25 protein-coding genes and 1 tRNA gene are annotated in these 25,136 nt (G+C 43.8%); 2 read left to right on the top strand and 24 right to left on the bottom strand.

Translation table 11 applies throughout. The features are described 5' to 3' along the window. Positions 1-23: 23 nt before the first annotated feature. The 4 genes from ftsX to BO18_RS08665 form a co-directional block, all read right to left on the bottom strand. Entirely contained in the window at positions 24-920 is an 897-nt protein-coding gene (ftsX, locus tag BO18_RS08680) for a permease-like cell division protein FtsX (protein WP_034445423.1), read from the bottom strand. Next, complete coding sequence (gene ftsE / locus BO18_RS08675; RefSeq protein ID WP_034447185.1) at positions 910-1,596, bottom strand: cell division ATP-binding protein FtsE; 687 nt, start codon at positions 1,594-1,596, stop codon at positions 910-912. Before ftsE ends, ftsX begins: the two co-directional genes overlap by 11 nt. Positions 1,597-1,667: 71 nt before the next feature. Continuing rightward, positions 1,668-2,750 (bottom strand): PucR family transcriptional regulator, encoded by a 1,083-nt coding sequence (locus BO18_RS08670; RefSeq protein ID WP_034445422.1) that lies wholly within the window; start codon positions 2,748-2,750, stop codon positions 1,668-1,670. Positions 2,751-3,351: 601 nt separating this feature from the next. Further along, positions 3,352-4,485, bottom strand: coding sequence for an IS110 family transposase (locus BO18_RS08665; RefSeq protein WP_034445420.1), 1,134 nt, complete (start codon positions 4,483-4,485; stop codon positions 3,352-3,354). Positions 4,486-4,668: 183 nt separating this feature from the next. Here BO18_RS08665 and BO18_RS08660 point away from each other — a divergent pair, with 183 nt between their 5' ends. Continuing rightward, positions 4,669-4,857 (top strand): YjfB family protein, encoded by a 189-nt coding sequence (locus tag BO18_RS08660; RefSeq protein ID WP_034445418.1) that lies wholly within the window; start codon positions 4,669-4,671, stop codon positions 4,855-4,857. Between the two features lie 67 nt (positions 4,858-4,924). Here the strand turns inward: BO18_RS08660 and BO18_RS08655 are convergent, their stop codons facing one another. The 13 genes from BO18_RS08655 to mtaB form a co-directional block, all read right to left on the bottom strand. Continuing rightward, positions 4,925-5,845: a CPBP family intramembrane glutamic endopeptidase gene (locus BO18_RS08655; RefSeq protein WP_034445416.1), complete on the bottom strand. Its 921-nt coding sequence runs from the start codon at positions 5,843-5,845 to the stop codon at positions 4,925-4,927. A 3-nt stretch (positions 5,846-5,848) separates the two neighbouring features. Further along, positions 5,849-6,682 carry a CvfB family protein gene (locus BO18_RS08650; protein WP_081860965.1) on the bottom strand — a complete coding sequence of 278 codons (834 nt, stop codon included), beginning with the start codon at positions 6,680-6,682 and terminating at the stop codon, positions 5,849-5,851. Positions 6,683-6,715: 33 nt separating this feature from the next. Then, the gene (locus tag BO18_RS08645) at positions 6,716-7,444 is read right to left on the bottom strand and encodes an acyl-[acyl-carrier-protein] thioesterase (protein WP_034445412.1); all 729 of its coding nucleotides are present in this window, start codon (positions 7,442-7,444) and stop codon (positions 6,716-6,718) included. Positions 7,445-7,507: 63 nt separating this feature from the next. Then, positions 7,508-7,580: transfer RNA gene (locus BO18_RS08640), tRNA-Gln, on the bottom strand. Between the two features lie 107 nt (positions 7,581-7,687). Next, positions 7,688-9,799, bottom strand: coding sequence for a glutamine synthetase III family protein (locus tag BO18_RS08635; protein ID WP_034445410.1), 2,112 nt, complete (start codon positions 9,797-9,799; stop codon positions 7,688-7,690). A 77-nt stretch (positions 9,800-9,876) separates the two neighbouring features. Continuing rightward, the gene (locus BO18_RS08630; RefSeq protein ID WP_034445408.1) at positions 9,877-11,118 is read right to left on the bottom strand and encodes a peptidase U32 family protein; all 1,242 of its coding nucleotides are present in this window, start codon (positions 11,116-11,118) and stop codon (positions 9,877-9,879) included. Positions 11,119-11,127: 9 nt separating this feature from the next. Next, complete coding sequence (locus tag BO18_RS08625; protein WP_185752379.1) at positions 11,128-11,769, bottom strand: O-methyltransferase; 642 nt, start codon at positions 11,767-11,769, stop codon at positions 11,128-11,130. Beyond that, positions 11,762-12,247: an endolytic transglycosylase MltG gene (locus BO18_RS32560; protein WP_051688590.1), complete on the bottom strand. Its 486-nt coding sequence runs from the start codon at positions 12,245-12,247 to the stop codon at positions 11,762-11,764. Before BO18_RS32560 ends, BO18_RS08625 begins: the two co-directional genes overlap by 8 nt. 21 nt (positions 12,248-12,268) lie before the next feature. Continuing rightward, positions 12,269-13,948: a ribonuclease J gene (locus tag BO18_RS08615; RefSeq protein WP_034445405.1), complete on the bottom strand. Its 1,680-nt coding sequence runs from the start codon at positions 13,946-13,948 to the stop codon at positions 12,269-12,271. A 59-nt stretch (positions 13,949-14,007) separates the two neighbouring features. Next, on the bottom strand, positions 14,008-14,271 hold the full coding sequence (locus BO18_RS08610) for a DUF1292 domain-containing protein (RefSeq protein WP_034445403.1): 264 nt from the start codon (positions 14,269-14,271) through the stop codon (positions 14,008-14,010). Positions 14,272-14,277: 6 nt separating this feature from the next. Next, positions 14,278-14,703 carry a Holliday junction resolvase RuvX gene (ruvX, locus tag BO18_RS08605; RefSeq protein WP_034445401.1) on the bottom strand — a complete coding sequence of 142 codons (426 nt, stop codon included), beginning with the start codon at positions 14,701-14,703 and terminating at the stop codon, positions 14,278-14,280. Between the two features lie 37 nt (positions 14,704-14,740). Further along, the gene (locus BO18_RS08600) at positions 14,741-15,016 is read right to left on the bottom strand and encodes an IreB family regulatory phosphoprotein (protein ID WP_034445398.1); all 276 of its coding nucleotides are present in this window, start codon (positions 15,014-15,016) and stop codon (positions 14,741-14,743) included. 91 nt (positions 15,017-15,107) lie between these two features. After that, a complete protein-coding gene (gene mtaB / locus BO18_RS08595; RefSeq protein ID WP_034445396.1) occupies positions 15,108-16,469 on the bottom strand; it encodes a tRNA (N(6)-L-threonylcarbamoyladenosine(37)-C(2))-methylthiotransferase MtaB in 1,362 nt (453 codons plus the stop codon). A gap of 71 nt (positions 16,470-16,540) precedes the next feature. On the opposite strand from mtaB, the gene BO18_RS08590 reads away from it, so the two are divergent. Continuing rightward, positions 16,541-16,771: an HPr family phosphocarrier protein gene (locus BO18_RS08590; protein ID WP_034445394.1), complete on the top strand. Its 231-nt coding sequence runs from the start codon at positions 16,541-16,543 to the stop codon at positions 16,769-16,771. A gap of 105 nt (positions 16,772-16,876) precedes the next feature. Here BO18_RS08590 and thiI read toward each other — a convergent pair whose 3' ends face one another. From thiI to grpE, 7 genes are all read right to left on the bottom strand, one after another. Beyond that, the gene (thiI, locus tag BO18_RS08585; RefSeq protein WP_034445392.1) at positions 16,877-18,079 is read right to left on the bottom strand and encodes a tRNA uracil 4-sulfurtransferase ThiI; all 1,203 of its coding nucleotides are present in this window, start codon (positions 18,077-18,079) and stop codon (positions 16,877-16,879) included. Positions 18,080-18,091: 12 nt separating this feature from the next. Next, a complete protein-coding gene (locus BO18_RS08580; protein WP_034445390.1) occupies positions 18,092-19,249 on the bottom strand; it encodes a cysteine desulfurase family protein in 1,158 nt (385 codons plus the stop codon). 6 nt (positions 19,250-19,255) lie between these two features. Further along, a complete protein-coding gene (locus BO18_RS08575; protein ID WP_034445388.1) occupies positions 19,256-20,014 on the bottom strand; it encodes an RsmE family RNA methyltransferase in 759 nt (252 codons plus the stop codon). 2 nt (positions 20,015-20,016) lie between these two features. Continuing rightward, positions 20,017-21,054: a 50S ribosomal protein L11 methyltransferase gene (gene prmA, locus BO18_RS08570; protein WP_034445386.1), complete on the bottom strand. Its 1,038-nt coding sequence runs from the start codon at positions 21,052-21,054 to the stop codon at positions 20,017-20,019. Between the two features lie 62 nt (positions 21,055-21,116). Beyond that, positions 21,117-22,298: a molecular chaperone DnaJ gene (dnaJ, locus tag BO18_RS08565; RefSeq protein ID WP_034445384.1), complete on the bottom strand. Its 1,182-nt coding sequence runs from the start codon at positions 22,296-22,298 to the stop codon at positions 21,117-21,119. 198 nt (positions 22,299-22,496) lie between these two features. Continuing rightward, entirely contained in the window at positions 22,497-24,380 is a 1,884-nt protein-coding gene (gene dnaK, locus BO18_RS08560) for a molecular chaperone DnaK (RefSeq protein WP_034445382.1), read from the bottom strand. A 33-nt stretch (positions 24,381-24,413) separates the two neighbouring features. Next, positions 24,414-25,124, bottom strand: coding sequence for a nucleotide exchange factor GrpE (gene grpE, locus BO18_RS08555; RefSeq protein WP_051688588.1), 711 nt, complete (start codon positions 25,122-25,124; stop codon positions 24,414-24,416). Positions 25,125-25,136 lie beyond the last annotated feature (12 nt).

The following is a 25,136-nucleotide window of genomic DNA, read 5'->3' as shown; positions in this document are numbered from 1 at the left end:
CCCCTAGCAAAATTACTCATCATTTATACGTGCAGATGCTTCCTTACTGTTATGAAACTTCCAAAGAAACCAATTCCGATTCCAAGAAGAAGTGAAATTGGTATCAGTCTGTTGTAAATGGTCTCAACCGGCAGGAAGTTCAGAAGAGAACTAAGCATGGTGAACCTTGAAACAACGTATGTAATAACATGGGTGTACACAAAATAAATGATAATAAGTGGGATGATTGAACCAATAAGACCAATAAGAATACCCTCTACTACGAATGGTGCTCTTACAAAGAAGTCTGTGGCACCAATATATTTCATGATATTGATCTCATCTTTTCGCACAGAAATACCCATAGTTACTGTGTTGCTGATAAGGAATATAGAAACCAGCAAAAGAACTATGATAATTCCTGCAGACACATAAGCAATGAGAAGGTTAAGACCACTTAAGGTAGTAGCTGTAACCTCTGACCTGTTTACTTCACGGACCACGGAAATGGACTCAATATAAGTAACCAGCGCCTGCTGCATTGATACGTCGTTAAGATATATCTGGAGGTTTGCAGAATCTGCCAGAGGATTTTCTGTGAATCCGTCAGCGTACTCCCCAAGATACTCCTCCTTGAATCCCTCCCATGCTTCATCAGCTGAAACATAGATGATCTCTCTGACTTCAGTTCTCTTTTCCAGGTCACTCTTTACTGCCAGGATCTCATCCTCGCTGGTGCCCTCATTGAAGAAAACTGTAACAGATACTCCTTCCTCTGCAGTCTTCACCACATTCTGGAAGTTAGTGATAATTGCGTAGAATAAACCAAACAGAAACAGGCACGCTGTGATGGTTGCAATAGAAGCAAGGGTGTACCACTTGTTTCTGCCCAGATTCTTAAATCCTTGTCCAATGGTATAAAAGAAACTATTAATCCTCATCGATGTACATACCCTCTTCCTCGTCCTCTATGATGACGCCCTTTTTCATGGTAATAACTCTCTTTTTCATAGCATTAACTATCTCTCTGTTATGAGTAACCACTATGACGGTTGTACCATTTTCGTTGATCTGCTCCATGAGTTTCATAATTTCCCATGAGTTATTAGGATCCAGGTTTCCAGTAGGCTCGTCCGCTAAAAGAATTTCCGGCTTATTTACCAGCGCTCTTGCAAGAGCAACTCGCTGCTGTTCTCCACCTGAAAGCTGGTTGATCTTATTCTTGTACTTTCCTGCCAGATTAACTGTGGCAAGAATTGAAGGAACATTTCTCTTTATATCCCTGCTTGGGGTCTGTACGATACGCTGAGCAAAAGCAACATTCTCGTACACATTCCTGTCTTTAAGAAGTCTGAAATCCTGGAATACAATACCCAGATTTCTCCTGAACTTAGGAATCTTGCTGTGCTTTATCCTCCTTAGGTTATAGCCAAGTACAGTGATCTCTCCGTCTGTCGGAACCAGCTCTCTAAGAAGCAGCTTTATCAGCGTAGACTTACCTGAACCGCTGTCACCTACTATAAAAACAAATTCACCCCTCTTTATATGAAGGGTGACTCCGTTTAAGGCTGGTGCCCCCGTCGAATAAGATTTAGTCACGTTCTCTAACGTGATGATCTCATCGCTGGGGATCTGCCTGTTTACTCTTCTTTTTCTGTATCCTTTTTCCATTCTACTCCCCTTACTTCTTAACTAAACTTCTCCATGTACTTCATATATCTTACAACCATAAGTGCGATTTTGAAAGTAATTGCGTCATCAAACACTCTAAGGTCAAGTCCGGTACTCTTTTGAAGCTTGTCCAGTCTGTAAACAAGAGTATTTCTATGGATGAACAGCTGTCTGGATGTCTCTGATACATTAAGGCTGTTTTCGAAGAACTTATCAATTGTGGTCAAAGTCTCCACATCGAACTCGTCAGGATTTCTTCCTCCAAAGATTTCCTTGATAAACATCTTGCAAAGAGGGATAGGAAGCTGATAAATAAGTCTTCCGATACCAAGTTCGCTGTAGCAGATAACCTTGCGATCATCAAAGAATATCTTTCCTACATCAAGGGCCATCTTGGCTTCCTTATAGGAACGGCTCACTTCTTTGATCTCGCCCACTACAGTACCGTAAGCGACCCTGACACCTGTAAGCCCTTCTTTTTCCAGGTTTACAAGAATCTCCTCAGCAGCCTTTGCTATCTCAGCTGGCCTCATAATGTCGCTGACATCCTTAACTACAATTACATTATCTTCATCAACCTCTGTTACGAAGTCAGTTCCGTTCTGAGCGCATGTCCTTGTAAGTTCAAGGACGTTTGTGTCCCTACCACCTGCGCACTCTACGATCATTGCTACTCTCTTGGCATCACTCTGAATATGGAGCTTCTTGGCTCTTGAATAGATATCCACCAAAAGAAGGTTGTCAAGAAGCAGGTTCTTGATGAAATTGTCCTTGTCAAACCTCTCCTTATATGCCACTAGAAGACTCTGGATCTGATATGCTATCATCTTACCAAGCATGTAGACATTGTCTCCGCTGCCGGTACAGATCAGAATGTATTCCAGCTGCTGCTCGTCATATATTTTAAAATACTGATACCCCTGTATCTCCTGAGAATCTGCCGGAGACTCAACAAAATCTCTGGCCGAGGCTGAAACATTCCCAATATCCGAAGTAGTTGAAGCCACCTCCTTGCCATCAATATCAAGTACAGCAAGGTCAACATGTGCGATGTTTTTTAAGCCGTCGATTGTATTCTGCAAAATCTGATTGGAAATCATTTAACACTCTTTCTTGCACGTCGTGCATAATGGTCTTTAAATCCTGTTTTTTATTTTAATATAAATGTACAAAAAAATCCACACTTGAATAGGTGTTTTTTGTCTATTTTTCAAAAAACGCTAGTAAAAAGTCACAAAAATGTACCCTTATTTTTGCCAAGCTTTTCGATTTTACCCCCTGTTATGAAGTGACCGTTGTCAAGAGGGAAACATTTCTAACTTTTCTCCTTGGCTAGCCACATTTGTTATTGTCTGATAGCATCTGGAAAGAGCCATTTTAACAGTCTCCGGCATGTAGCCACTCTGTTATTCGTGGATTGGTTACCAACAGGCTAATGGTTCGCCGAGAGTCTTGCTATCTAAAATCGTGGATCACAGTTTCCTGTGCGCACATAGGGGGTTCGCAATTAACTCGAACCGTCATGTTTATTGGCTCCTTCCAGATGCTATCAGCTTATTCATTTGTTATATCGGGCAGAAATCTGCACTCTGTTGCTGATTTCTGCTTGACTACCTATATCATTCGGATGGATGTCTGTCCAGGGCTTTAGCCGCGAAGCGGTGCGTAGCACCCTTGACAGGCATGCAGAAGAATGATTCTTTATTCCACTGTTACACCTATGTTATCAGTCATCATTCCCCACACAAAGCATGCAAGTTCACGTGCAATAGCTGCCACGGCAACATTTCTCTTTTTACCATGCCGTATCAACCTATAGTATTTACTCCTCAGCCGTGTATTAGCCTTATCAGCATATGCGATAGTTTCTGCACTATTTCCCTGTTGTCTCTGCTTTAGCACTTTAGACTTATGTCCTATAGCCCCTTTGCAAATGCCTCCTGATGCTTCTACAAGCAGTTTTCTCAGGTGACTGTTACCAGCTTTTGTAATTCCTAATCGGTTAATTTTTTCTGCACTGGAGAATTCTCCAGGTGCTAATCCAAGATATGCAGCATAAATATTTCCCTTTGCAAATCTTTTAAAGTCTCCGGTTTCAACTATTAGCGAAAGCGCTGTATGAGTCTGTATTCCAAGAAAACATTCCAACTTTTTAACTTTCTCTGAATATCTGGCTTGAGATGCTATTTCTTCAATCCTTGCATCAAACCTTTCTATCTTAGCTGTCTGTTCGTCATAAGATGCCATATACTCGTTCAAGGTTTCCTGATACATTGATGACAGTTCAAGTTTTTTAAGCCATTTGATATGAGCTATCGTCCATTTTGTTCCTTCGTATTGATATCCATGGCGCAAGCAAAAAGCGTTGATCTGCTGTTTTACTTTCTTTAATGCCTGCTTATGATCATCACGCATTCTCAGATATTCTTTTACTGAATCATCATCTTCTGTTGGAATATATACTGCATGGTATCCGCCATATGATAAGCATTGAGCAATCATAAGCGCGTCTCTGCTGTCAGTTTTAATACGCTGTCCCTGTTGAGTAAGCATTGTCGTTGGAGCAAGAATAACGCATTTCACTCCTGCAGATGTAAGCTGGTTACATAGTGAATAGCCCAAACAGCCAGCCTCATATCCACACTCAATATCATAAGTATCTTTAGCTCCCAGCTTGTGTTTAAGATTCTCTATAAACATGAGGATATTCTTGTAATCCGGTGTTACCTGGATATTTGCAAAAACACGATCCTCCGCTCCTATTACTGGCTCCATAGCACATAGTGTGTAGTTTGAACTATGGACATCCATACCGATTTTTATTATTCTATTCATGGTGACCTCCCTTTGTATGTGGTAATTCCTGTTACCTTAGATTTTCGTCAAATCATTAGTTTACAGGTAAATCCACGTTGCTACAAATGTGAGGTCACTTCATATTATCTAAACATTTAAACTAAAAAGCCGATATAGAAGATAAGATAAAGAGGACTTTCGCTTTTTCACAAGGAGGTGCCTATGGATATTCCTGCTTTATCGATGGCATTATCTCAGAACAAGGTCCTGAACGATGTTGGTGTTGCTATGCTCTCAAAGAACCTCGACAGCATGCAGGAATCCGGGGATGCATTAGCTGCTTCCATCGGAGCCATTCCGGAAACATCTGTAAATCCGGATATTGGCGGAAACATTGACATCAGGGTCTGAACGCCATCACGTGATGTGCATTCGCACACAAAAGGCTGTCACGAAAGTGACAGCCTTTTTGAATGCTTTAAATTGATAACAGTACTTCCAACAGGATCATATATGCTATAGCCAGCACAATTGCCAGGATAAGAGGAAAGGTTATAAGCCTTGTGCCTTTCTTTCTACCCTTGAGAATACTCGCCATAAATTCTTTTCTGCCCTCAATCTCTGACATCTTATACACTACGCACATAGCCAGAGAGGTTCCGATTATAGCCAAAACAAAATATATCCCGATGCTTATAAGGGTTGTATCACCAACCTCCATGGAATCCAGATACTGCTGCGCCTCGGAAATAGCATCCGAACTGGCATACATCAGCAGCGCTTCAGTGGTATTAAAGACTGCATGGGCGATGAATGAAGCAAGAACACTTCCTGTTGCCTCAAACAGTAGCGCAAACATTACTCCCATTACAGCGCCGTAAGCAAACTGATTAAAGTTCATATGGATGAGACCAAACAGGAACGACGACAGAAGTATTGATGCCAGGATCCTACCTGTTCTCTGGTAGCTCTGAAGGATCACTCCCCTGAATACAATCTCCTCAATAAATGGTCCCAGAATTCCAAAGCTTAGTACTATCTGCCATACAGGAAGACTTAATATCTGATCAGAAACTTCCAGCACTGTATTATCCACAAACAGCATACTCACTGAATTTACAAAAGTAACCAGAGGATACAAAAGCATCACATACAGGAAAGTAAGTAAAACAGACTTAAGCTTTATCTTCTTGAAAATGATCACATTCCCAAGTCTTTCACCATGAAAAAGAACCACTGCCAGAGCCGGCACAAGAACCACCAGCTCACTTAAGGCATTATTCAGTATAATATTCAGATCCCCTGGCACCATACTCACCCACAGGGTGTACAACACCGTAAGGGCTAATGAAGATATTACTGCATAAAGAAATACCCGATTAGCTTTTCTGTAATCCATTGATCATTTCTCCACTATTGAATCAGACTTTATCTCTATCTTGCCCTCCTTCAACAGCCTTCCTACCGCTCTCTTGAATTCATTTTTGCTCATGCCGGTCTTCTCTCTAAGAAGCTCCGGTGAAGCCTTATCTGTGAAAGGAAGCTTTCCACCATTTTCCTTTATCATTGAAAGGATCTTTTCAGCGTCCGTATCCATCTGGAGATATGCCTTCTCGCGAAGACTTAAATTGAGCCTTCCATCCTCTTTTACCGAAGAAACTCTGGCAGAAACACTGTCTCCAATCCTGACATTGCCATAAAGCTCTTTCTTAGGTATAAGTCCTGAATAGATATCGTCAACCGCCACAAAAGCGCCGAAGTTGTCACTTATCTCATAAACTGTGCCGATTACTCTGTCATCCTTCTTGTAAGGACTATCGTTTTTCAGATACTCATATACATTCATCGTAACGCACAGTCTGCTGGACTTATCAATATACATGGCGCAGAGTACTTCCTCTCCGCTCTTGACCTTTCTGGTCTGCTCCTTAAAAGGAAGAAGCACATCCTTTTCAAGGCCCCAGTCCATAAAGGCTCCAATTCTTGCAACGTCCTTTACCTTCAGCAGCCTTACATCTCCAAGCATGATCTTTGGCTCTCTGGTGGTGGCGATAAGTCTGTCATCTGAATCCCTGTAGATGAACACCTCTATCTCTTTTCCTATATCAGTTCCTTCAGGGACCTGTTTTATGGGCAAAAGAACTTTTTCCTCCGCTCCAGTGTCCTCAGAAAGATAAACACCGAAATCAACCTTCTTAACTACCTTAAGTGTCTGTTTTTCTCCTAACTTCAACATATTCCGTCCTCTCATTCTAAAAATGCAGCTGCATCACTGCGAAACTGTAAGCTCAACAACACAAACCGAGCTATCCTGCGTATCCTTTAGACTTATAGTATAAGTCATTCTATCATTTTTTGAAACTCTCACGATCTCCGGTACCAGCACATCTCCGAGCTTTGCCTGTTTTTTATACTCTGCTCTCATTGAGGAGACTATCACATCCCTCTCAGGGAGGCTGTCTATTGCCATCCTGATGTACTGTCCGTTATTTACGTGGTTGTTGGTGTCCAGATTATTGCTCCTTACCAGGATCTCTTCACCTCTTATAACTTCCCCTTCAGGAATCTTTATCTTCCTGTCTGCATACTCCATATCAAGGCGGGGCTCCACAGGATAAGCTTCAATTATTTCAGGAGTTATTCTGCTGGGGAGAGACTTTTTAAAATCAAACAAAGTCCAAACTGAATTGGCAACCGCCAGTCTCTCGCCATCCTTTGTATCCATGAAGAAATTTCTGATCCCGAAGTAGCCTTTAAGCTCATGAGGAATGGTTCCAACGGTCACATGCTCGCAAAGCTTAGGATATCTGAATACCTCTATCTGCCAGGAGGATAAAACCCAGGCAATATTCCTTTCTCTCAGGTACTCCATGGTGGCCGGACCATCCTGAGTCTGGAAGGTGGAGCAGTCCTGAAAATAATCTATCAGAGACTCAAGGGTAAGCTCTGCATTCTTATCAACTTCGCTGTATCTGATCCTGGAATTAAAAGTATACATTGGGGCCTCCGTTTTTTGGATAAGAAAAACCTCCCAGAACGCTTGTCCTGAGAGGTTAACTAGCTGGGCTAGTAGGATTCGAACCTACGTAATGACGGAGTCAGAGTCCGTTGCCTTACCGCTTGGCGATAGCCCACCGACAAGATTGTATTATACGTAAACTTTTTGGAAAAAGCAAGTACTTTTTTAAAATTTTTTTAAATTTCCCCTTCGGATTTCTCCGAAGGGGCTAAAATACTGGGTTTATCCTTCAAATAGAAGATCAGCATAAGTTGGGAATGGCCAGTCTTTTTTATCCACCAGCATTTCCAGCTTGTCAGCCGGAGCTCTGAGAGCATCCATAACAGGTCTTACCTTGTCCTTATAGAAGTAAGCACGCTTTCTCGCATCTTCGATCTTGCGGGCCTTGGTTTCAACAGTCTTAAGATCATCCAAAGCTTTTTTCATCTTTGTAAGCTCAGTTGTGATCTCCTTAAGCCCGTCCAAAAGAGCGGTCTCGTCAGCGCCTGCTGCCTTTACCTCGTTGACATCCTTTGCAAGACGGCCGGCATACTTCATAACAGCCGGAATGATCTGCTTTGATGCCATATCGATCATGGTAAGAGCCTCAATATTTATGGTCTTAGCGTAGTTCTCAAAGATAATCTCTTTTCTTGATTCAAGCTCTGTCTTTGTATATACGCCAAAGTTCTCAAAAAGACCTATAGCCTTCTTGGTTGTGAGCATATCAGCAGCTTCGATGGTGGATTTGATATTTGGAAGTCCACGTCTTTCTGCCTCTTTTACCCAGTTTTCTGAGTAACCGTTGCCATTGAATATGATCCTCTGATGCTTTGTAAGGTATTCCTTCATAAGGTCATGAACAGCAACATCAAAGTTATCAGCCTTTTCAAGAATATCTGCCGCCTCGCAGAAAGCCTCAGCAACGATAGTATTCAATGTAGTATTTGAGCTTGCCATTGAGTCAGAGGAACCAACCATTCTGAACTCAAACTTATTACCTGTAAATGCGAAAGGTGATGTACGGTTTCTGTCTGTGGCATCCTTCTCGAACTGAGGAAGTGTAGATACACCGGTCTTAAGCTTTCCACCGCGCTTGCTGGACTTAGCAACACCGGTCTCAATAAGCTGTCTTACCACATCCTCCAGCTGCTCTCCAAGAAATACGGAAATGATAGCCGGTGGAGCCTCATCAGCACCAAGTCTGTGGTCATTACCAACATCAGCAGCGCTCTGGCGAAGCAGATCTGCATGTGTGTCTACCGCCTTCAAAATGCAGGCAAGAATGAACAAAAACTGTACGTTCTTATTTGGTGTATCCCCTGGATCAAGGAGGTTAATACCGTCGTCTGTGCAAAGAGACCAGTTATCATGCTTACCGGAACCATTTACTCCGGCGAAAGGCTTCTCGTGAAGCAGGCATCTCATGTTGTGATGCTCAGCAACTCTCTTCATGGTCTCCATAATGATCTGGTTGTGATCTACAGCAATATTGGCAGTCTCGTAGATAGGTGCCAGCTCGTGCTGACCGGGAGCAACCTCATTGTGCTGTGTCTTATCAGGAACACCAAGCTTCCACAGCTCAGTGTTAAGGTCCTTCATGAACTCGCCAACTCTCTCACGGATTACACCGAAGTAGTGATCCTCCATCTCCTGTCCCTTTGGAGGCATAGCACCAAAAAGAGTTCTTCCTGTGAAGATAAGGTCCTCACGCTTCATGGACTTATCCCAGTCAACAAGGAAGTATTCCTGCTCTGGGCCTACAGATACGTTTACTCTTGTGGCCCTGTCGTTACCAAACAATCTAACGATCCTTAAAGCCTGCTTATTTACAGCTTCCATGGATCTAAGGAGAGGAGTCTTTTTATCAAGAGCTTCTCCTGTGTATGAACAAAAGGCTGTAGGAATGCAGAGGGTAACGCCTGCTCCGGACTCCTTAAGGAATGCAGGAGATGTGATATCCCAGGTTGTATAACCTCTTGCCTCAAAGGTTGCACGCAGACCACCTGAAGGGAAGGAGGAAGCATCCGGCTCACCTTTAATCAGTTCTTTTCCAGAGAAAGAAGTGAGCATATGTCCGTCAGAATCTGCACTTCCCACAAAGGAATCATGCTTCTCAGCTGTAATACCGGTAAGAGGCTGGAACCAGTGTGTATAGTGTGTCGCACCGTTTTCCATTGCCCAGTTCTTCATGGCATTTGCCACCACATCAGCAGATCCCTTTGAGAGTTCTCCGCCATGCTCAATGACATTTACAACCTCTTTGTAAACATTCTTTGGAAGGCGTTCCCTCATCTTAGCGATGGTGAAGACGTTCTGTCCAAAAATCTCTTCCACATTAACAATATCTGTCATGTTACCTAAAGCCCTTTCTTTTTGTAAATTATTGTCTTAAAGTGTACATCAATTCATTGGAAACTTGAAGTAAATTTTTACTCTCCGGCCTCTTCTTTTGATTCAATCCTGAGGATATCGAACTTATCCGGCTTTTCAGAAAGATCCAGATAAATGATCTCCTTTGAATGAGGACAGGACTCAACTGAGGTTCCATCCTCTCTGTACATAGCTTTAACAGCTGCCTTAACATCTGTTCCGTCGGGCTTCATGATCTCTATCTCATCACCAACGCTGAATTTATTGCGCTGCTCAATTCTTGCAAAGCCTCTCTCATCAATGTCGTAGACTATTCCAAGATAGATATACTCGTTTATATAAGTGTTATTGTCGTAAATCTGGGCCTCTTCACTGGGCTTTCCGAAATAGAACCCTGTTGTAAACTGGCGGTAGGTACATCTTGATATCTGATCCAGATACCAGGGCATGTTCTGCCTGTACTTTTCCTCAGACTCGAAGAAGTCATCAATAGCTTTTCTGTAAGTTCTTGCCACAGTTGCAACATAGAGAGCAGTCTTCATTCTTCCCTCAATCTTGCAGCTGTCAACGCCGGCGTCAACAAGCTCCGGAATATGCTCGATCATGCATAGATCCTTGGAGTTGAAGATATAGGTTCCGCGTTCATTCTCATAAACCGGCAGATATTCTCCGGGTCTTTGTTCCTCAACAACTGCATATTTCCATCTGCAGGGATGAGTGCAAGCACCATGGTTTGCATCTCTTCCGGTGAAGTAGTTGGACAAAAGACACCTTCCGGAATAGGAAATGCACATAGCACCGTGAATAAAGCATTCCACATCCAGGTCATCCGGAATCTTTGATCTGATCTCTTTTATCTCATTTATAGACAGTTCTCTGGCAGCCACAACTCTCTTTGCGCCAAGGTCATGCCAGAAATTGTAAGTCTCATAGTTCGTATTATTAGCCTGGGTTGAGACATGGATCTCAATCTCAGGGCATATCCTCCTGGCCTTCATGAAAATGCCGGGGTCAGCAATAATAAGAGCGTCAGGTCCCAGCTCTTTTAACTCATGAAGGTACTTCTCAACACCATCAAGATCGTAGTTGTGGGCGAGAATATTCACTGTTACATGAACCTTAACCCCATGCTCATGGGCGAAGGCAATTCCTTCCTTCATCTCTTCAGGGCTGAAGTTCTTTGCTTTGGCACGAAGCCCAAAGGCATCGCCACCGATATAAACTGCATCTGCACCAAACATGACTGCTGTCTTTAAGACTTCCAGACTGCTTGCCGGTATCAATAATTCAGGTTTTTTCATATTCGTTCCTCATAGTTTAACGGAAAGAGCCATTCCGTCTCCAACTGTTAGTATTACTGAGTTAAGCTGCTCGTTGTGCTTGAGTTCGTACAGGTACTCCCTCATTCTGCTGTGGATAGTTCTGTTTCTTCTGGTCACAGCAAATCTCGATTCAAATACATCCCCGTCCTGAAGCACGTTATCAGAAAGGAGAAGCCCACCTTTATTAAGCACCCTCAGGCACTCAGGAAGGAAATTTATATACTGCCCCTTGGCAGCATCCATAAAAATAAAATCATACCCCGGTGAAAGGGTCTTCAAAATATCCATGGCATCCCCCTCCATGAGCATGATCTTACCTTCAGTGTCATATTTTGCAAAATTCTCTTTTGCTACAGGAATCCTCTTCTCGTACTTTTCGATGGTGGTGATCTTTGTGTCCTTATCTGTGTATGCTGCCATCAAAAGAGCGGAAAAGCCCACAGCACATCCGACTTCCAGGATGTTCTTTGGGCTATTTTGTGCCATGAGAAATTTGATGAAGGCCTGGGTGTCCTTACGGATAATGGGCACTTCATCCTTTAAGGCTTCCTTCTCCAATTCATCCAGAAAAGGCTTGTTTCCCGGATCCAGAGAGTTTATAAAGCTTGTTATCCTTTCAAGTTCAGCCACCGTCTGTTCCCTCGCCATCACTGCCAGCCTCAGTGCCGGTATCCTCTGTAGCATTGTCCCCAGAGCCGGATTCCGTATAGTCTGCTGCTTCGCTCTGGCTTTCCTCTGAGCCATCCTGGCTTCCGGCCATAATGGTGATCATCTCCTCAGGAGTCATAGCAGTACTGAGCTCGTAGGTTCCTGCTTTCTCCTTTCCGTGGTACTCTGAGAATCTCTCCTGAAGTTTAAAGAGGTTCTTGTCTGTAATAAGTCCAACACTGGCCAGATTGGTAGCTATGGTGTCAACCGAATCTCCGCTTCCTACAGTAAAGGAAACACTCCTTCCGGTTCCTGAAGAAACCGGGGTCTGATTAAAAACATGATATCCATAGTTGTATGCCAGCTTGGCATACTTGGAAATGAGCATGACTACTATTATGACGAATACTATCTTCACAATAGCATCCAAAATCCCAAGTCCTATTTTTTTAGCATTCATATTATTCCCCTTGAGAAGACTTTAGAAATTAGTATCCATGATGATCGGCATGATCATTGGTCTTCTCTTTGTCTTTTTCCAGATATAATCGCTCAGGGCATCCTTAACAATATTCTTAAGCTTCCCCCAGTCGGTTATGCCTTTTTCAAGAGCTTCTGTCACATCGTCATACACAAGGTCTGTTGCATCATCAATAAGCTTGTCAGACTCCCTTACATAAACGAATCCTCTGGATACTATACTTGGCCCTGATATAATCTGGGCATTTGCCTTATCTATTCCAAACACAACAATTACAATACCATCTTCTGCCAGATGCTGTCTATCTCTGAGGACCACATTTCCTACATCGCCGACTCCAAGGCCGTCTACAAGGATAGCTCCTACAGGAACCTTTCCTGCAACCTTGGCCCCATTGTCATCCAGCTCCAGTACTTCTCCGGAATGAAGGATGAAGATGTTCTCCTTAGGAATTCCAAGCTCCTTTGCAATATTGCTCTGGGCAATAAGATGTCTGTACTCTCCATGAACAGGCACGGAATATCTTGGCTTAACAAGAGTGTAGATAAGCTTGATATCCTCCTGGCAGGCATGACCTGATACGTGTACATCCTGGAAGATAACGTCAGCGCCCTTCATCTGAAGCTCATTGATGATATTGGTTACAGCCTTCTCATTTCCAGGGATCGGGTGAGATGAGAAAATAACAGTATCTCCGGCACCGATAGTAATCTTTCTGTGCTGGCCATTGGCCATTCTGGAAAGAGCAGCCATACTTTCGCCCTGGCTTCCGGTAGTAATGATAACAGTCTTGTTATCCGGATAGTCCTTGATCCTGTCTATATCAACCAGTGTGTTCTCAGGAATCTGGATGCACTCCAGCTTCTGGGCAATATCAATGATACTGACCATACTTCTTCCTTCCACCACAACCTTTCTGCCACACTTGTGGGCAGTGTTGATGATCTGCTGAACACGGTCAACGTTGGACGCAAAGGTAGCAACAATTATCCTGGAATTCTCATGCTCCTCAAAAAGAGAATCAAGAGCCCTTCCAACGGTTTTCTCTGAAGCTGTAAATCCGGGTCTTTCAGCGTTTGTGGAGTCACACATAAGGGCGAGAACGCCTTTTTTACCAATCTCAGCAAAGCGCTGAAGATCAATTGGATCTCCATAAACCGGGGTGTAGTCAACCTTGAAGTCTCCGGTATGTACAACAGTTCCGGCAGGTGAATAAATAGCCAGAGCTGCAGCATCTACGATAGAGTGGTTGGTCCTTATAAACTCAACCCTGAACTGGCCAAGATTAATGGACTGTCCAAACTTAACAACCTTCCTTCTTGTCTTTTTTAGAAGGTTATGTTCCTCCAGCTTATGCTCTATGATACCCATGGTAAGACGGGTAGCATAAACAGGAATGTTAAGCTCATGAAGCACGTAAGGCAGTGCTCCAATGTGGTCCTCGTGACCATGAGTGATAACAAATCCCTTTACCTTATCAATGTTGTCCTGAAGATAAGTGATATCAGGGATTACCAGATCGATTCCCAGCATTTCGTCTTCCGGGAAAGAAAGTCCGCAATCCACTACAATAATACTGTCCTCATATCTGAAGGCAGTGATGTTCATTCCAATCTGCTCAAGACCACCAAGTGGTATAATCTGCAGCTTGGACGTATTTTCAGTTTTCTGTTTGCTCAATATAATTCCTCCATGTTTATTTGGCGGAGGCAGAAAAATGGGTATTAACCAGTAGCCCGTTAAATATCCAGATCTATGCCATCCTCAGAAAGCAGCTTACGAAAAACACCTGCAACAGCTTCAAGCTCCAGGTCATCATCCACGATCACATAAACCGCTTCTTCATCTTTAATATCGGAGTCATCGCGCAGTATCAGCGCTTCTCCGTCTCCATCTTCTTCATCTGTCACCAGCAGATATGTCTTTGCTCCAATAATGGTCTGTTCAAGACAATAAAACTCTACCGGTTCTTCCCCATCGGGGCTAAAAATAATCTTTTCCAAAATCTGTCACCTGTCTAATTTGTTGTCCAGATAATCCTGAAGGATGATCTGGGCAGCTATCATGTCTACGTACTCTTTTCTTTCCTTACCCTTTATACGGGCTTCATTCATGATCTCATCCGCCTCTACAGTTGTAAGGCGCTCATCCATCATCTCCACCGGAATCCCGGTTCTTCTTTCGATCATTTCCTTGAATTCAAGACACAGCTTTGAGCGCTCAGAGACAGTCTCATCCATGTTTAGTGGAAGTCCCAGAACAATCTTTTCCACCCCATACTCCTGAATGAGTTCTTCAATGCGCGCCAAAGTCTTTCTAAGCTTATTCTCTTCTTTTCTACGGATTATTTCTTTTCCCTGTGCTGTTAGCAAAAGATCGTCGCTTATTGCTACACCCACAGTCCTGGACCCGTAATCAAGTCCCATGATTCGCATGCATCATCCTCGTGATAAAAAGATAAACTCTTATCACTTACCTCTGTGCCCAGTCGTTGCTCTTGATGTATTCTGTGAGCATCTCCTCTACAAGCTCATCACGCTCAACCTTCATGATAAGGCTTCTTGCGCCCTTATGGCTTGTTATGTAGGTCGGGTCGCCTGACATAATGTATCCGACGATCTGATTAACCGGATTGTACCCTTTTTCAAGAAGAGCATCATAAACCACAGAAAGCACCTTCTTAACACCTGTCTCAGGCTCTACCTCAACCTTAAAAAATTGGGTATTTCCTAAATCCTGATCTGCCATAAAACTATTCTCCATTCATATTCATTTGAGGACCATTTCCTCATTATCGTTCATAAATATGCTACTATTCTATAATTTTACACCAGCAATGTTAAATAAGCAATGTATCGGGCTTTACAAGGCCCTTTGGGCAAACAACTGTAATCTGCCCTGACACTGCGTTTTCGTACTCCTTACTACCCTCCGGCGCAGCGACTCTGACATATCTGTCAGTGTGTCCTATCATATATTTCCTGCCATCTATGGTCTCTTCGTCCTCCCAAAGGACTGATAGCTCCTGACCAATGAAGGCTTCACGATAACACACAGAGTCCCTCTCTGTCAAATCTATGAGCACATCACTTCGCTCTGACTTCTGTCTGTCTGTGAGCTGATCAGGCATTCCTGCTGCCACTGTGCCCTTTCTCGGTGAATATTTAAAGACATGCATCTCGTAAAAGCCAATTTCCTCTACGAACTTCCTGCACTCCTCAAATTCCTCCTTAGTCTCTCCAGGGAATCCCACGATAACATCAGTTGTGATAGCGGGCCTGTCAAATACCTTGCGCAAAAGAGCTACACTGTCCATGTACTCCTTCGCTGTATAGTGTCTGTTCATCCTCTTTAATACTGAATCGCTGCCACTTTGGAGCGATAAGTGGAAGTGGGGGCACAGCTTTTTAATTGCAGCCATACGCTCTGCATTTTCTTTAGTGATAAATCTTGGTTCTATACTTCCAAGACGGATCCTCTCAATGCCCGGAATCTCCTCCACTTTTTCAAGCAGATCCACCAGATTGACCGGTTGTCCCTCCTTAAAATCCATACCATAGGAGCCTACATGGATTCCGGTGATAACAACTTCCTTGCAGCCCTTGGCAGAAAGGTCTTTTATCTCCTCCAGAACATCGTTCATATCGCGGCTTCTGACCCTGCCTCTTGCATAGGGAATAACACAGTAGGTGCAGAACTGGTTACATCCGTCCTGGACCTTTATATAAGCTCTGGTGTGCTCAGGAAGCTCAGTAAGCCTCATATTCTCGTACTCATTGGTGTGATTGATATCTATTACTGAAGTTCCTCCAAGAGTCTTATCCACCACATCTCCCCTTGCAAAAAAGAACTCATCCAGTATTTCAGCAATCTCTGATTTCTTGTTGTTACCTATGGCAAGATCTATGCACTCGTCCTTCTTTACTCCCTCAAATCCGGTCTCAACATAGCAGCCAACTGCCACAACAACAGCCTCCGGATTTTCCTTTTTGGATCTGTGGAGCATCTGCCTGGATTTCCTGTCAGCTATATTGGTGACAGTACAGGTATTTATCACATAAACATCAGCTTTATCGTGAAATGGCACGATCACGCAGCCTGCATCAACAAGCTTCTGAGCCATGACATCCATCTCGTAACTATTAACTTTACAGCCCAGGTTGTGCATAGCAACCCGTAGCCCTTGAATATTCTTAAGCATATTTAGCTAAACCTCATTGACTTTTGACATTCTTACGTTTACTATAAAGAAAAGAAGGAGGTACTTGACCAATGAAAACAGTTAAGATTTCTTTAAATTCTATCGATAAGGTAAAATCTTTTGTAAACGATATTACGAAGTTTGATTATGACTTTGACCTCGTTTCAGGCAGATACGTTATCGATGCTAAGTCTATTATGGGTATTTTCTCACTTGACCTTTCTAAGCCAATTGATCTTAATATCCATGCTGAGGACGGCGCAGAAGAGATCCTTGAAGTTCTGAAGCCTTACACAGTATAATAGGGAACCTTAAAAAGTTCTCTATAAATTTTTAGTTTGAAACACTCCCGGACACTTAGCCAGAGTTATCTAGCTTAGTGTAACGGGAGTTTATTGTGGGCTTTTTTACTTTCTGATCTCTATTACTTCGTCAGTCTCAATTGCAATCCTAAACAGTTCATCTATCTTTTCAGCAAGATTTTCCTCGTGCTTCTCAATAATATCGAGCCTAGGTTTTGTAACAGGGTGCTTAGCCACAAAAATTGTACAGCAGTCCTCGTAAGGAAGGATTGATGTCTCATAGGCATCTATTTTCTGGGAAATGTCTACGATATCCTGCTTATCAAAGGCGATAAGTGGCCTGTAAACAGGCATATCCCTTACAACTTCTCCGGTACACATAAGGCTCTGCATAGTCTGGGAAGCAACCTGTCCTATGCTCTCTCCTGTAACAAGTCCCATGCAGCCGGTTTCGCCAGCAATCTTATCAGCGATCTTCATCATATATCTTCTCATGATGATAGTAAGCTCGTCGTGAGGACACTTCTCATAAATATACATCTGAATATCAGTGAAGTTGATCACATGGAGCTTGATGCTTCCTGTGTACTTTGCAATTACTCCCGCAAGATCTACAACCTTCTGCTTAGCCTTCTCGCTGGTATATGGTGGAGCATTGAAGTAAATCGCCTCCAGGTCCACACCTCTTTTAGCGATCATGTAACCTGCAACAGGGGAATCAATTCCGCCCGACAAAAGAAGCATTGCCTTTCCTGCAGTTCCGATAGGCATTCCTCCGGGACCTGGTATGATCTCTGAAAAGATATTCATCTTCTCTCTGATCTCAACGTTTATAAGTATGTCAGGATTGTGGACATCAACCTTCATCTCACTGAAAGCATCCAGAACCTGCGCGCCAATCTCAGCCGCCAGTTCCATGGAATCCAATGGATAGCTCTTATCTACTCTTCTTACCTTTACCTTGAAGGTCTTGTTCTTGTCAGGATAAACTCCATCAACGAACTTAATTACCTCCTGGCATACACCGTTTACGTCAGGAAGGTTGTTCTCTCCATCTCTCTCAACTGAAACAGCAGGACAGATTCCTGTTATTCCAAACACTCTCTGAAGTGCAGAAACTGTCTCATCAAAATCAAAGCCTTCAGCCTCAACATAAACTCTTCCGGCAACCTTCGAAATTGAAAAGTTTCCGTCACACTTTGAAAGAACTCTCTTTATCTGCTTAACAAGGGCATCCTCAAAGATATATCTGTTCTTGCCCTTTACTCCTATCTCTGCGTACTTAATTACAAAAGCATGGTATTGCATATTTAGGCCTCCTTAATGCCTGTAAAACTTTCTCATGTTCTCCACCTGTGAGGCAAGTGTCTCTAAAAGATAATCAATCTCCTCTTTAGTGGTAAGCTCTGACATACTGATACGGATCGTGGACTCAAGAAGGTCTCTTTCAAGGCCAATTGCCTGAAGTGTATCAGAAATATGTGGGTTGTTGGAAGTACACGCACTTCCTGCAGAAACATAAATCTCCTTACTGCTTAACATATTCAGGATTGTCTCAGCTGCAAGTCCTTTGATGGACACACTTACAATATGTGGAGCCCCTTCCCGGCACTCTGGTCCGTTGAGCTTTATGTCGGTGATCTTCTCCTTAAGGCCATCCATCAGATACTGCTTAAGGTCATACATCTTCTGTATCTTTTCGTCGTGGTTCTCGTAGCACATCTTTGCTGCAAGGGCCATTCCTGCAATCCCTGGGGCATTTTCGGTTCCGGATCTCATGCCCTTTTGCTGTCCGCCGCCATAGCAAATAGGATTTATCTTTGTGCCCTTTTTAATGTACAAAAATCCAATACCCTTGGGACCATGGATCTTATGTCCGCTTACAGATAACAGGTCTATGTTCATTGATCTTGGTCTGATAACCAGCTTACCATAGCCCTGAACAGCATCCACGTGGAATACGATATCCTTGTTAAAATCCTTTATTGCCTTTCCCACTTCACTGACAGGCTCTATGGCGCCAATCTCGTTGTTAACCAGCATCATTGAAACTAGTATGGTGTCCTGTCTAAGAGATGCCTTAAGGTCCTCCAAGCGAACTCTTCCCGCCTCATCAACAGGTAGCATGGTTATCTCAAAACCTTCCTTCTTAAGGGCCATACAGGTCTCAAGAACAGCAGGATGTTCTACAGATGTGGTAATTATGTGCTTACCTCTCCATGCATTTGCCCTGGCTGTTCCGATTATAGCCAGGTTATCAGACTCAGTTCCTCCGGAGGTAAAAAGAATCTCTGAAGGCTCTACCTTCAAGGTCTCAGCAATTGTCTCCCTGGCACTGAATACTCTGTTGCCGGACACTGTCCCCATGTGATGTACACTGGAGGGATTTCCGTATTCTTCTGTCATTATCTTTGCCACCAGGGCTGCAACTTCATCAAAAGCTCTGGTTGTGGCTGAATTATCTAAATATGCTCTCATTTCTACTCAGCTTTCAAGATGATACATAAGCCATGAAATAGCGGTGAATCCCGCAGTTTCAGTCCGAAGGATCCTCTTACCAAGAGTGATGGGCTTTATGTCATTATCAAGACACAGCTGTATCTCCTCTTCTGAAAAACCGCCTTCCGGGCCAATGAACACAGCAATGCTCTGCCCTGGCTTAATACCATCGATAATATTCTTTGTTACTGAAATGTCCTTGGCCATCTCATAGGGAATAAGCCGGACATCTATGTTTTCGTTTTTACACATTTCCACTGCCTGCTTCATGGTCACAGGTAGTGCCACTTCGGGGATGATAGCTCTTTTGCTCTGCTTGGCTGCAGCCTCTGATATGGCCTGCCATCTCTTCTGCTTGGCCTGGGACTTCTTCTCATCCAGTTTGACAATGCATCTTTTGGTGGACATGGGGATTATCTTAAAGGCTCCAAGTTCAACAGCCTTCTGAATAATAAGCTCCATTTTATCAACCTTGGGAAGCCCCTGGAAAAGAAATATCTTTGAGGGAAGTTCGTTCCCCACCTCTTCAATAAAGCACAGCTTGCCGATGACAGAGGAATCTGTAATCTCCTCTATCTCGTAAAAGAGCTCTCTGCTCTCCTCTTCCTGTCTGATGCTGACGGAAAACTGCTCTCCCACCTTCATCCTAAGGACATTTGCTATATGATTAAAATCGCTGCCCGTTATCTCCACCACCTTACAGTCCGGTGAAACCTGGGAGCTTTCAACAAAAAAATGATACACCTTTAATTCTTCCTCGATGTAATGGAAACCCAGTCTCCCTGATGATGGATCTCAAGAATCTCAAGACCAGCATCAAGATGTGCCTTCTTTACTTCTTCCTCCTTGGTGTTGATGATACCGGAGGTTATATATATTCCGCCGCTTTTCAGCTGGTTTAGGATGACAGGTGTCAGGGGCACAAGAACATTTGCCAGGATATTTGCAACAACGATATCGTACTTATCGTATCCTACCTTATCCTGAACCTGCTTGTCGTCGATAATATTTCCGATCATCATATCGAACTTGGAAGGATCAATGCCATTGTTTTCCATGTTCTCTTTTACTGCAGGAACCGCGCACTTATCAAGGTCTGTTCCCACTGCATGCTTTGCTCCAAACATCAGAGCAAGAATTGAGAGAACTCCGGATCCTGTTCCCACATCCAAAAGCTCTGTATCAGATGTAACATACTTTTTCAGCATACGGATGCAAAGCTGTGTAGTCTCATGCATTCCTGTTCCAAAGGCTGTTCCAGGATCAATATGAAGGATCATGGATGCCTTGTCTTTATCTTCAGAGCTTTCTTTTTCCCATGAAGGGATTACAAGTATATCATCAATAAAGAATTTGTGGAAGTACTGTTTCCAGTTATTTATCCAATCTATGTCTTCAGTTACATCAACAGAGATGGTTCCGTCACCTATATCAGAAAAGCTTCTAAGTTCATCCAGCTTTTCTTTTATCTCCTGCTGCATCTGTTCAGGAGTTTTCTTCACTTTAACCATCTCCCCGTTGTCGTCAGGAAGCTCTACTGTCAGCATATTCTCATCATCAATCTCTAAAAAGAAATTGAGGTATGCTGCCCCTGACTCGATACCGGAGTCGGTCTCATCAGGCTCAAGCTCAGGCGCATCAATAAACATCTGCTCCTTATCAGCTGCCGATAAAGGTGCATTATCCTCTATCTGTGCTCCCTCCAGGCCTATATCCTCAAGGTAACTTACAATAATATCCTCTGATTCCTCATTGGTTCTCACACGAAAACGCATCCACTTCATAGGTATCCTCCATACGCAAAAAATCGCGAAACGGAGACAGAGCCTGTCTCCGCTTCACGCGATCACTCCCAGAATTTCTTTTTCTTTTTTCCGCCGCCGGATCCGTTTGTTCCATCACTATCAGCTCCAGTCATTCTGTCTGCTGCTGTAAGTGAATCTCCGGTCTTTTCATCAAACTTCTTAAGAAGGTCCTTAGCTTCCTTTGAAAGCTTTTCAGGGACCTGAACAACCAGTGTTACATAGTGGTCGCCTCTCTGGTCCTTATCTCTAAGGGAAGGCACACCCTTTCCACGAAGTCTTACTCTTGTATCTGTCTGAGTTCCGGCCTTCACATCATAAGCAACCTTGCCATCCACTGTATCGATAAGAACAGTTCCGCCAAGGGCTGCAATAGCAAAGGAAATTGGCACCATTGAATAGATGTTGTATCCATCTCTCTGGAAGATAGGATGATCTGATACAACAACTTCTACAAGAAGGTCTCCTCTTGGTCCGCCGTTCACACCGGGCTCACCTTTTTCTCTGATCCTTACACTCTGGCCGTTATCTATACCTGCAGGGATTGTGACCTTGATTTTCTTCCTGCTGGCAATATAACCTGTTCCGTGACAATCAGGACACTTATCCTTGATCACCTTACCTGTACCACCACAATCAGGACAGGTCTGAACATTTCTTACTGTGCCAAAGAAGGACTGCTGAGTATAAACAATCTGTCCCTTACCGCCACACTTAGTACAGGTCTGTGGAGATGTTCCGGGCTTAGCTCCTGTTCCATGACAGGTAGGACATGGATCCTTAATGGTAAGCTCAAGCTCTTTCTCACAGCCAAACACAGCCTCAAGGAAGGTTATACGTACGCTGGCGCGAAGATTTGCTCCCTTGGACGGGCCGTTTCTTGAAGCTCCTCTGGATCTTCCACCACCGAAGAAGTCTCCAAAGATATCGCCGAAAATATCACCAAAGTCAGCGCTATTGAAATCAAAACCGCCGCTGAAGGGATTTCCGCCACCTTCAAAGGCCGCATGTCCAAACTGGTCATACTGGCGCTTCTTCTCAGGATCGCTAAGTACCGCATATGCCTCAGACGCTTCTTTAAACTTGTCTGCTGCAGAAGCATCGCCGGGATTCATATCCGGATGATACTTCTTGGCAAGTACTCTGTATGCTTTTTTGATCTCGTCTTCTGAGGCGTTCTTGCTTACGCCCAGGACCTCGTAGTAGTCACGTTTCTGTTCTGCCATAGTACTCCTTACACTTCAACTATGATATACGAATTGCTACGCTGCTAAGCAGCTTTCGCAATTCTACATCCATTCGGAAATCGGCTTGCTCATTTCATTCGCCAGCCTTTTTTCCTCATGTCTGTTAAATCCTCAAAGTCGACTGATACCTCATGCAAGCATGGTATCAGTCGACCTTGAGTCCATATATCACTAAGCTTATACTTCTCTGTAGTCTCCGTCAACTACGTTATCATCATTTGATGAAGAAGCTGAACCCATATCAGGACCAGCTGCCTGTCCCATGTCTGGGCCAGCGCCTGCAGCACCTGCTGCTCCCTGAGCGTTCTCATACATCTTAGCAAAGAGTGCCTGAGCATCGTTCATAAGTTTCTCTTTCTGGCTCTTAAGAGAATCGATCTCAGAGTCTGAAAGCTCCTTATCCTTTGTCTGCTCAAGTGTCTCCTTAAGAGCCTTGATGTCATCCTCAACAACCTGCTTCTGAGAAGCATCGATCTTGTCTCCTACATCCTGGAGAGCCTTCTCTGTCTGGAATACGAATGAGTCAGCATCATTTCTAGCATCGATGCCTTCCTTACGCTTCTTATCCTGAGCCTCATACTCCTGAGCCTCTTTAACAGCCTTATCGATATCCTCGTCAGACATGTTAGAACCAGCCGTGATAGTGATGTGCTGCTCCTTGCCTGTGCCAAGGTCCTTAGCTGATACGTTTACGATACCGTTAGCATCGATATCGAATGTAACCTCGATCTGAGGAACACCTCTCATTGCTGGAGGGATTCCATCAAGTCTGAACTGTCCAAGTGACTTGTTGTCCTTAGCGAACTGTCTCTCACCCTGAAGAACGTTGATGTCAACGGCTGTCTGGTTATCAGCTGCAGTTGAGAATACCTGGCTCTTCTTTGTAGGAATTGTTGTGTTACGCTCGATAAGTCTTGTAGCAACACCACCCATTGTCTCGATTGAAAGTGAAAGAGGTGTTACATCAAGAAGAAGGATATCGCCTGCACCCTCATCACCTGCAAGCTTACCGCCCTGGATTCCAGCGCCGATTGCTACGCACTCATCAGGGTTAAGGCTCTTTGAAGGCTCCTGGCCAGTGAGCTGTTTAACCTTCTCTACTACGCAAGGAACACGAGTTGATCCACCAACAAGGAGAACCTTTCCAAGGTCTGCATTTGTAAGACCAGCATCCTTCATAGCGTTCTGTACAGGGATAGCTGTCTTCTCAACAAGGTCGTGGATAAGCTCCTCGAACTTAGCTCTTGTAAGGTCTACATCGAAGTGCTTAGGGCCATCTGCACCAGCTGAGATGAAAGGAAGGTTGATGTTAGTTGTTGTAGAAGAAGAGAGCTCCTTCTTAGCCTTCTCTGCAGCTTCCTTAAGTCTCTGCATAGCCATCTTATCGCCAGAAAGGTCAACGCCTTCCTTGTTCTTGAAATCCTGAACCATCCAGTCGATGATTGCCTGGTCAAAGTCATCACCACCAAGGTGTGTATCACCGTTTGTTGAAAGAACTTCGATAACGCCGTCACCGATGTCGATGATAGATACATCGAATGTACCACCACCAAGGTCGTAAACCATGATCTTCTGCTCTTTCTCGTTATCAAGACCATAAGCAAGAGCTGCTGCTGTAGGCTCGTTGATGATTCTCTTTACCTCAAGGCCTGCGATCTTACCTGCATCCTTTGTAGCCTGACGCTGAGCATCATTGAAGTAAGCAGGAACTGTGATAACTGCCTCTGTAACTTTTTCGCCGAGATACTGTTCTGCATCAGATTTCAGCTTCTGAAGGATCATAGCTGAGATCTGCTGAGGTGAGTACTTCTTGCCGTCGATTGTACGGCCACGGTCTGTACCCATATCTCTCTTGATTGATGCAATGGTGTTGTCTGCATTTGTTACAGCCTGACGCTTAGCAGGCTCACCAACGATTCTCTCACCATTCTTTGTGAAAGCAACGATTGAAGGTGTTGTTCTTGCACCCTCTGCGTTTGCGATAACGGTGGGCTTACCACCTTCCATAACTGCTACGCAGCTATTAGTTGTACCAAGGTCGATACCAATAATCTTACTCATTTTATTTTCCTCCATTTAATTATCAGTTTTTATTTACGGTGTGACACCAACCATGCTGTGTCTGAGCACTGTGTCGTGGAACATATATCCTTTTTGAAGCTCCTGAGCCACAATTCCTGACTCATATTCATCGCTCTCAACCTGCATTACTGCATTGTGAAGATTTGGATCAAACTCTTTTCCAAGAGCTTCTATCGGTGTTACTCCAAGGTCCTCAAGCTGCTTAACCAGCTGCTTGTAAATCTTGTTCATACCATCTGCAAAGGCTCCGTCCTTCTCTTCTTCAGGAACCGCTGCAAGACCTCTTTCAAAGTTATCAACTATAGGAAGGAGCTTCTCTAAAACATTTGCCTGGCCCTTGTCAAACTGCTGAGCCTTCTCGCTCTCATTCCTCTTTCTGAAGTTCTCAAATTCAGCCATCTGTCTGAGAACTTTGTCGTTGAGCTCGTCTACCTTGTCCTGCAAAGGATTTTTCTTTTCTTTTTTATTAAAAAGACCTTTCTTCTTCTCATCAGCTGATCCCTCCTCTGATGACGCCTTCTCCTTGGCCTCCTCTGCCTTATCCTCAGCAACTTCAGCTTCGGCCTTGGGAGCTTTCTCTTCTCCAGCTTCAGGCTCTTTTTCTTCCTTTTTCTCTTTAGCCTCCTGCTCAAGCTCCTCCAGAACTTCCTCGAGAACCTCTTCCTTCTCGACCTGGTTCTTGCTCTTTGCTGAGGTGGCTGTCTTCTTTACGTCACTACTCAAATCTTAAAGCCT

It is taken from the genome of Butyrivibrio sp. AE2032, from assembly GCF_000702965.1.
This window is presented reverse-complemented; position numbering and strand designations above follow the sequence as displayed.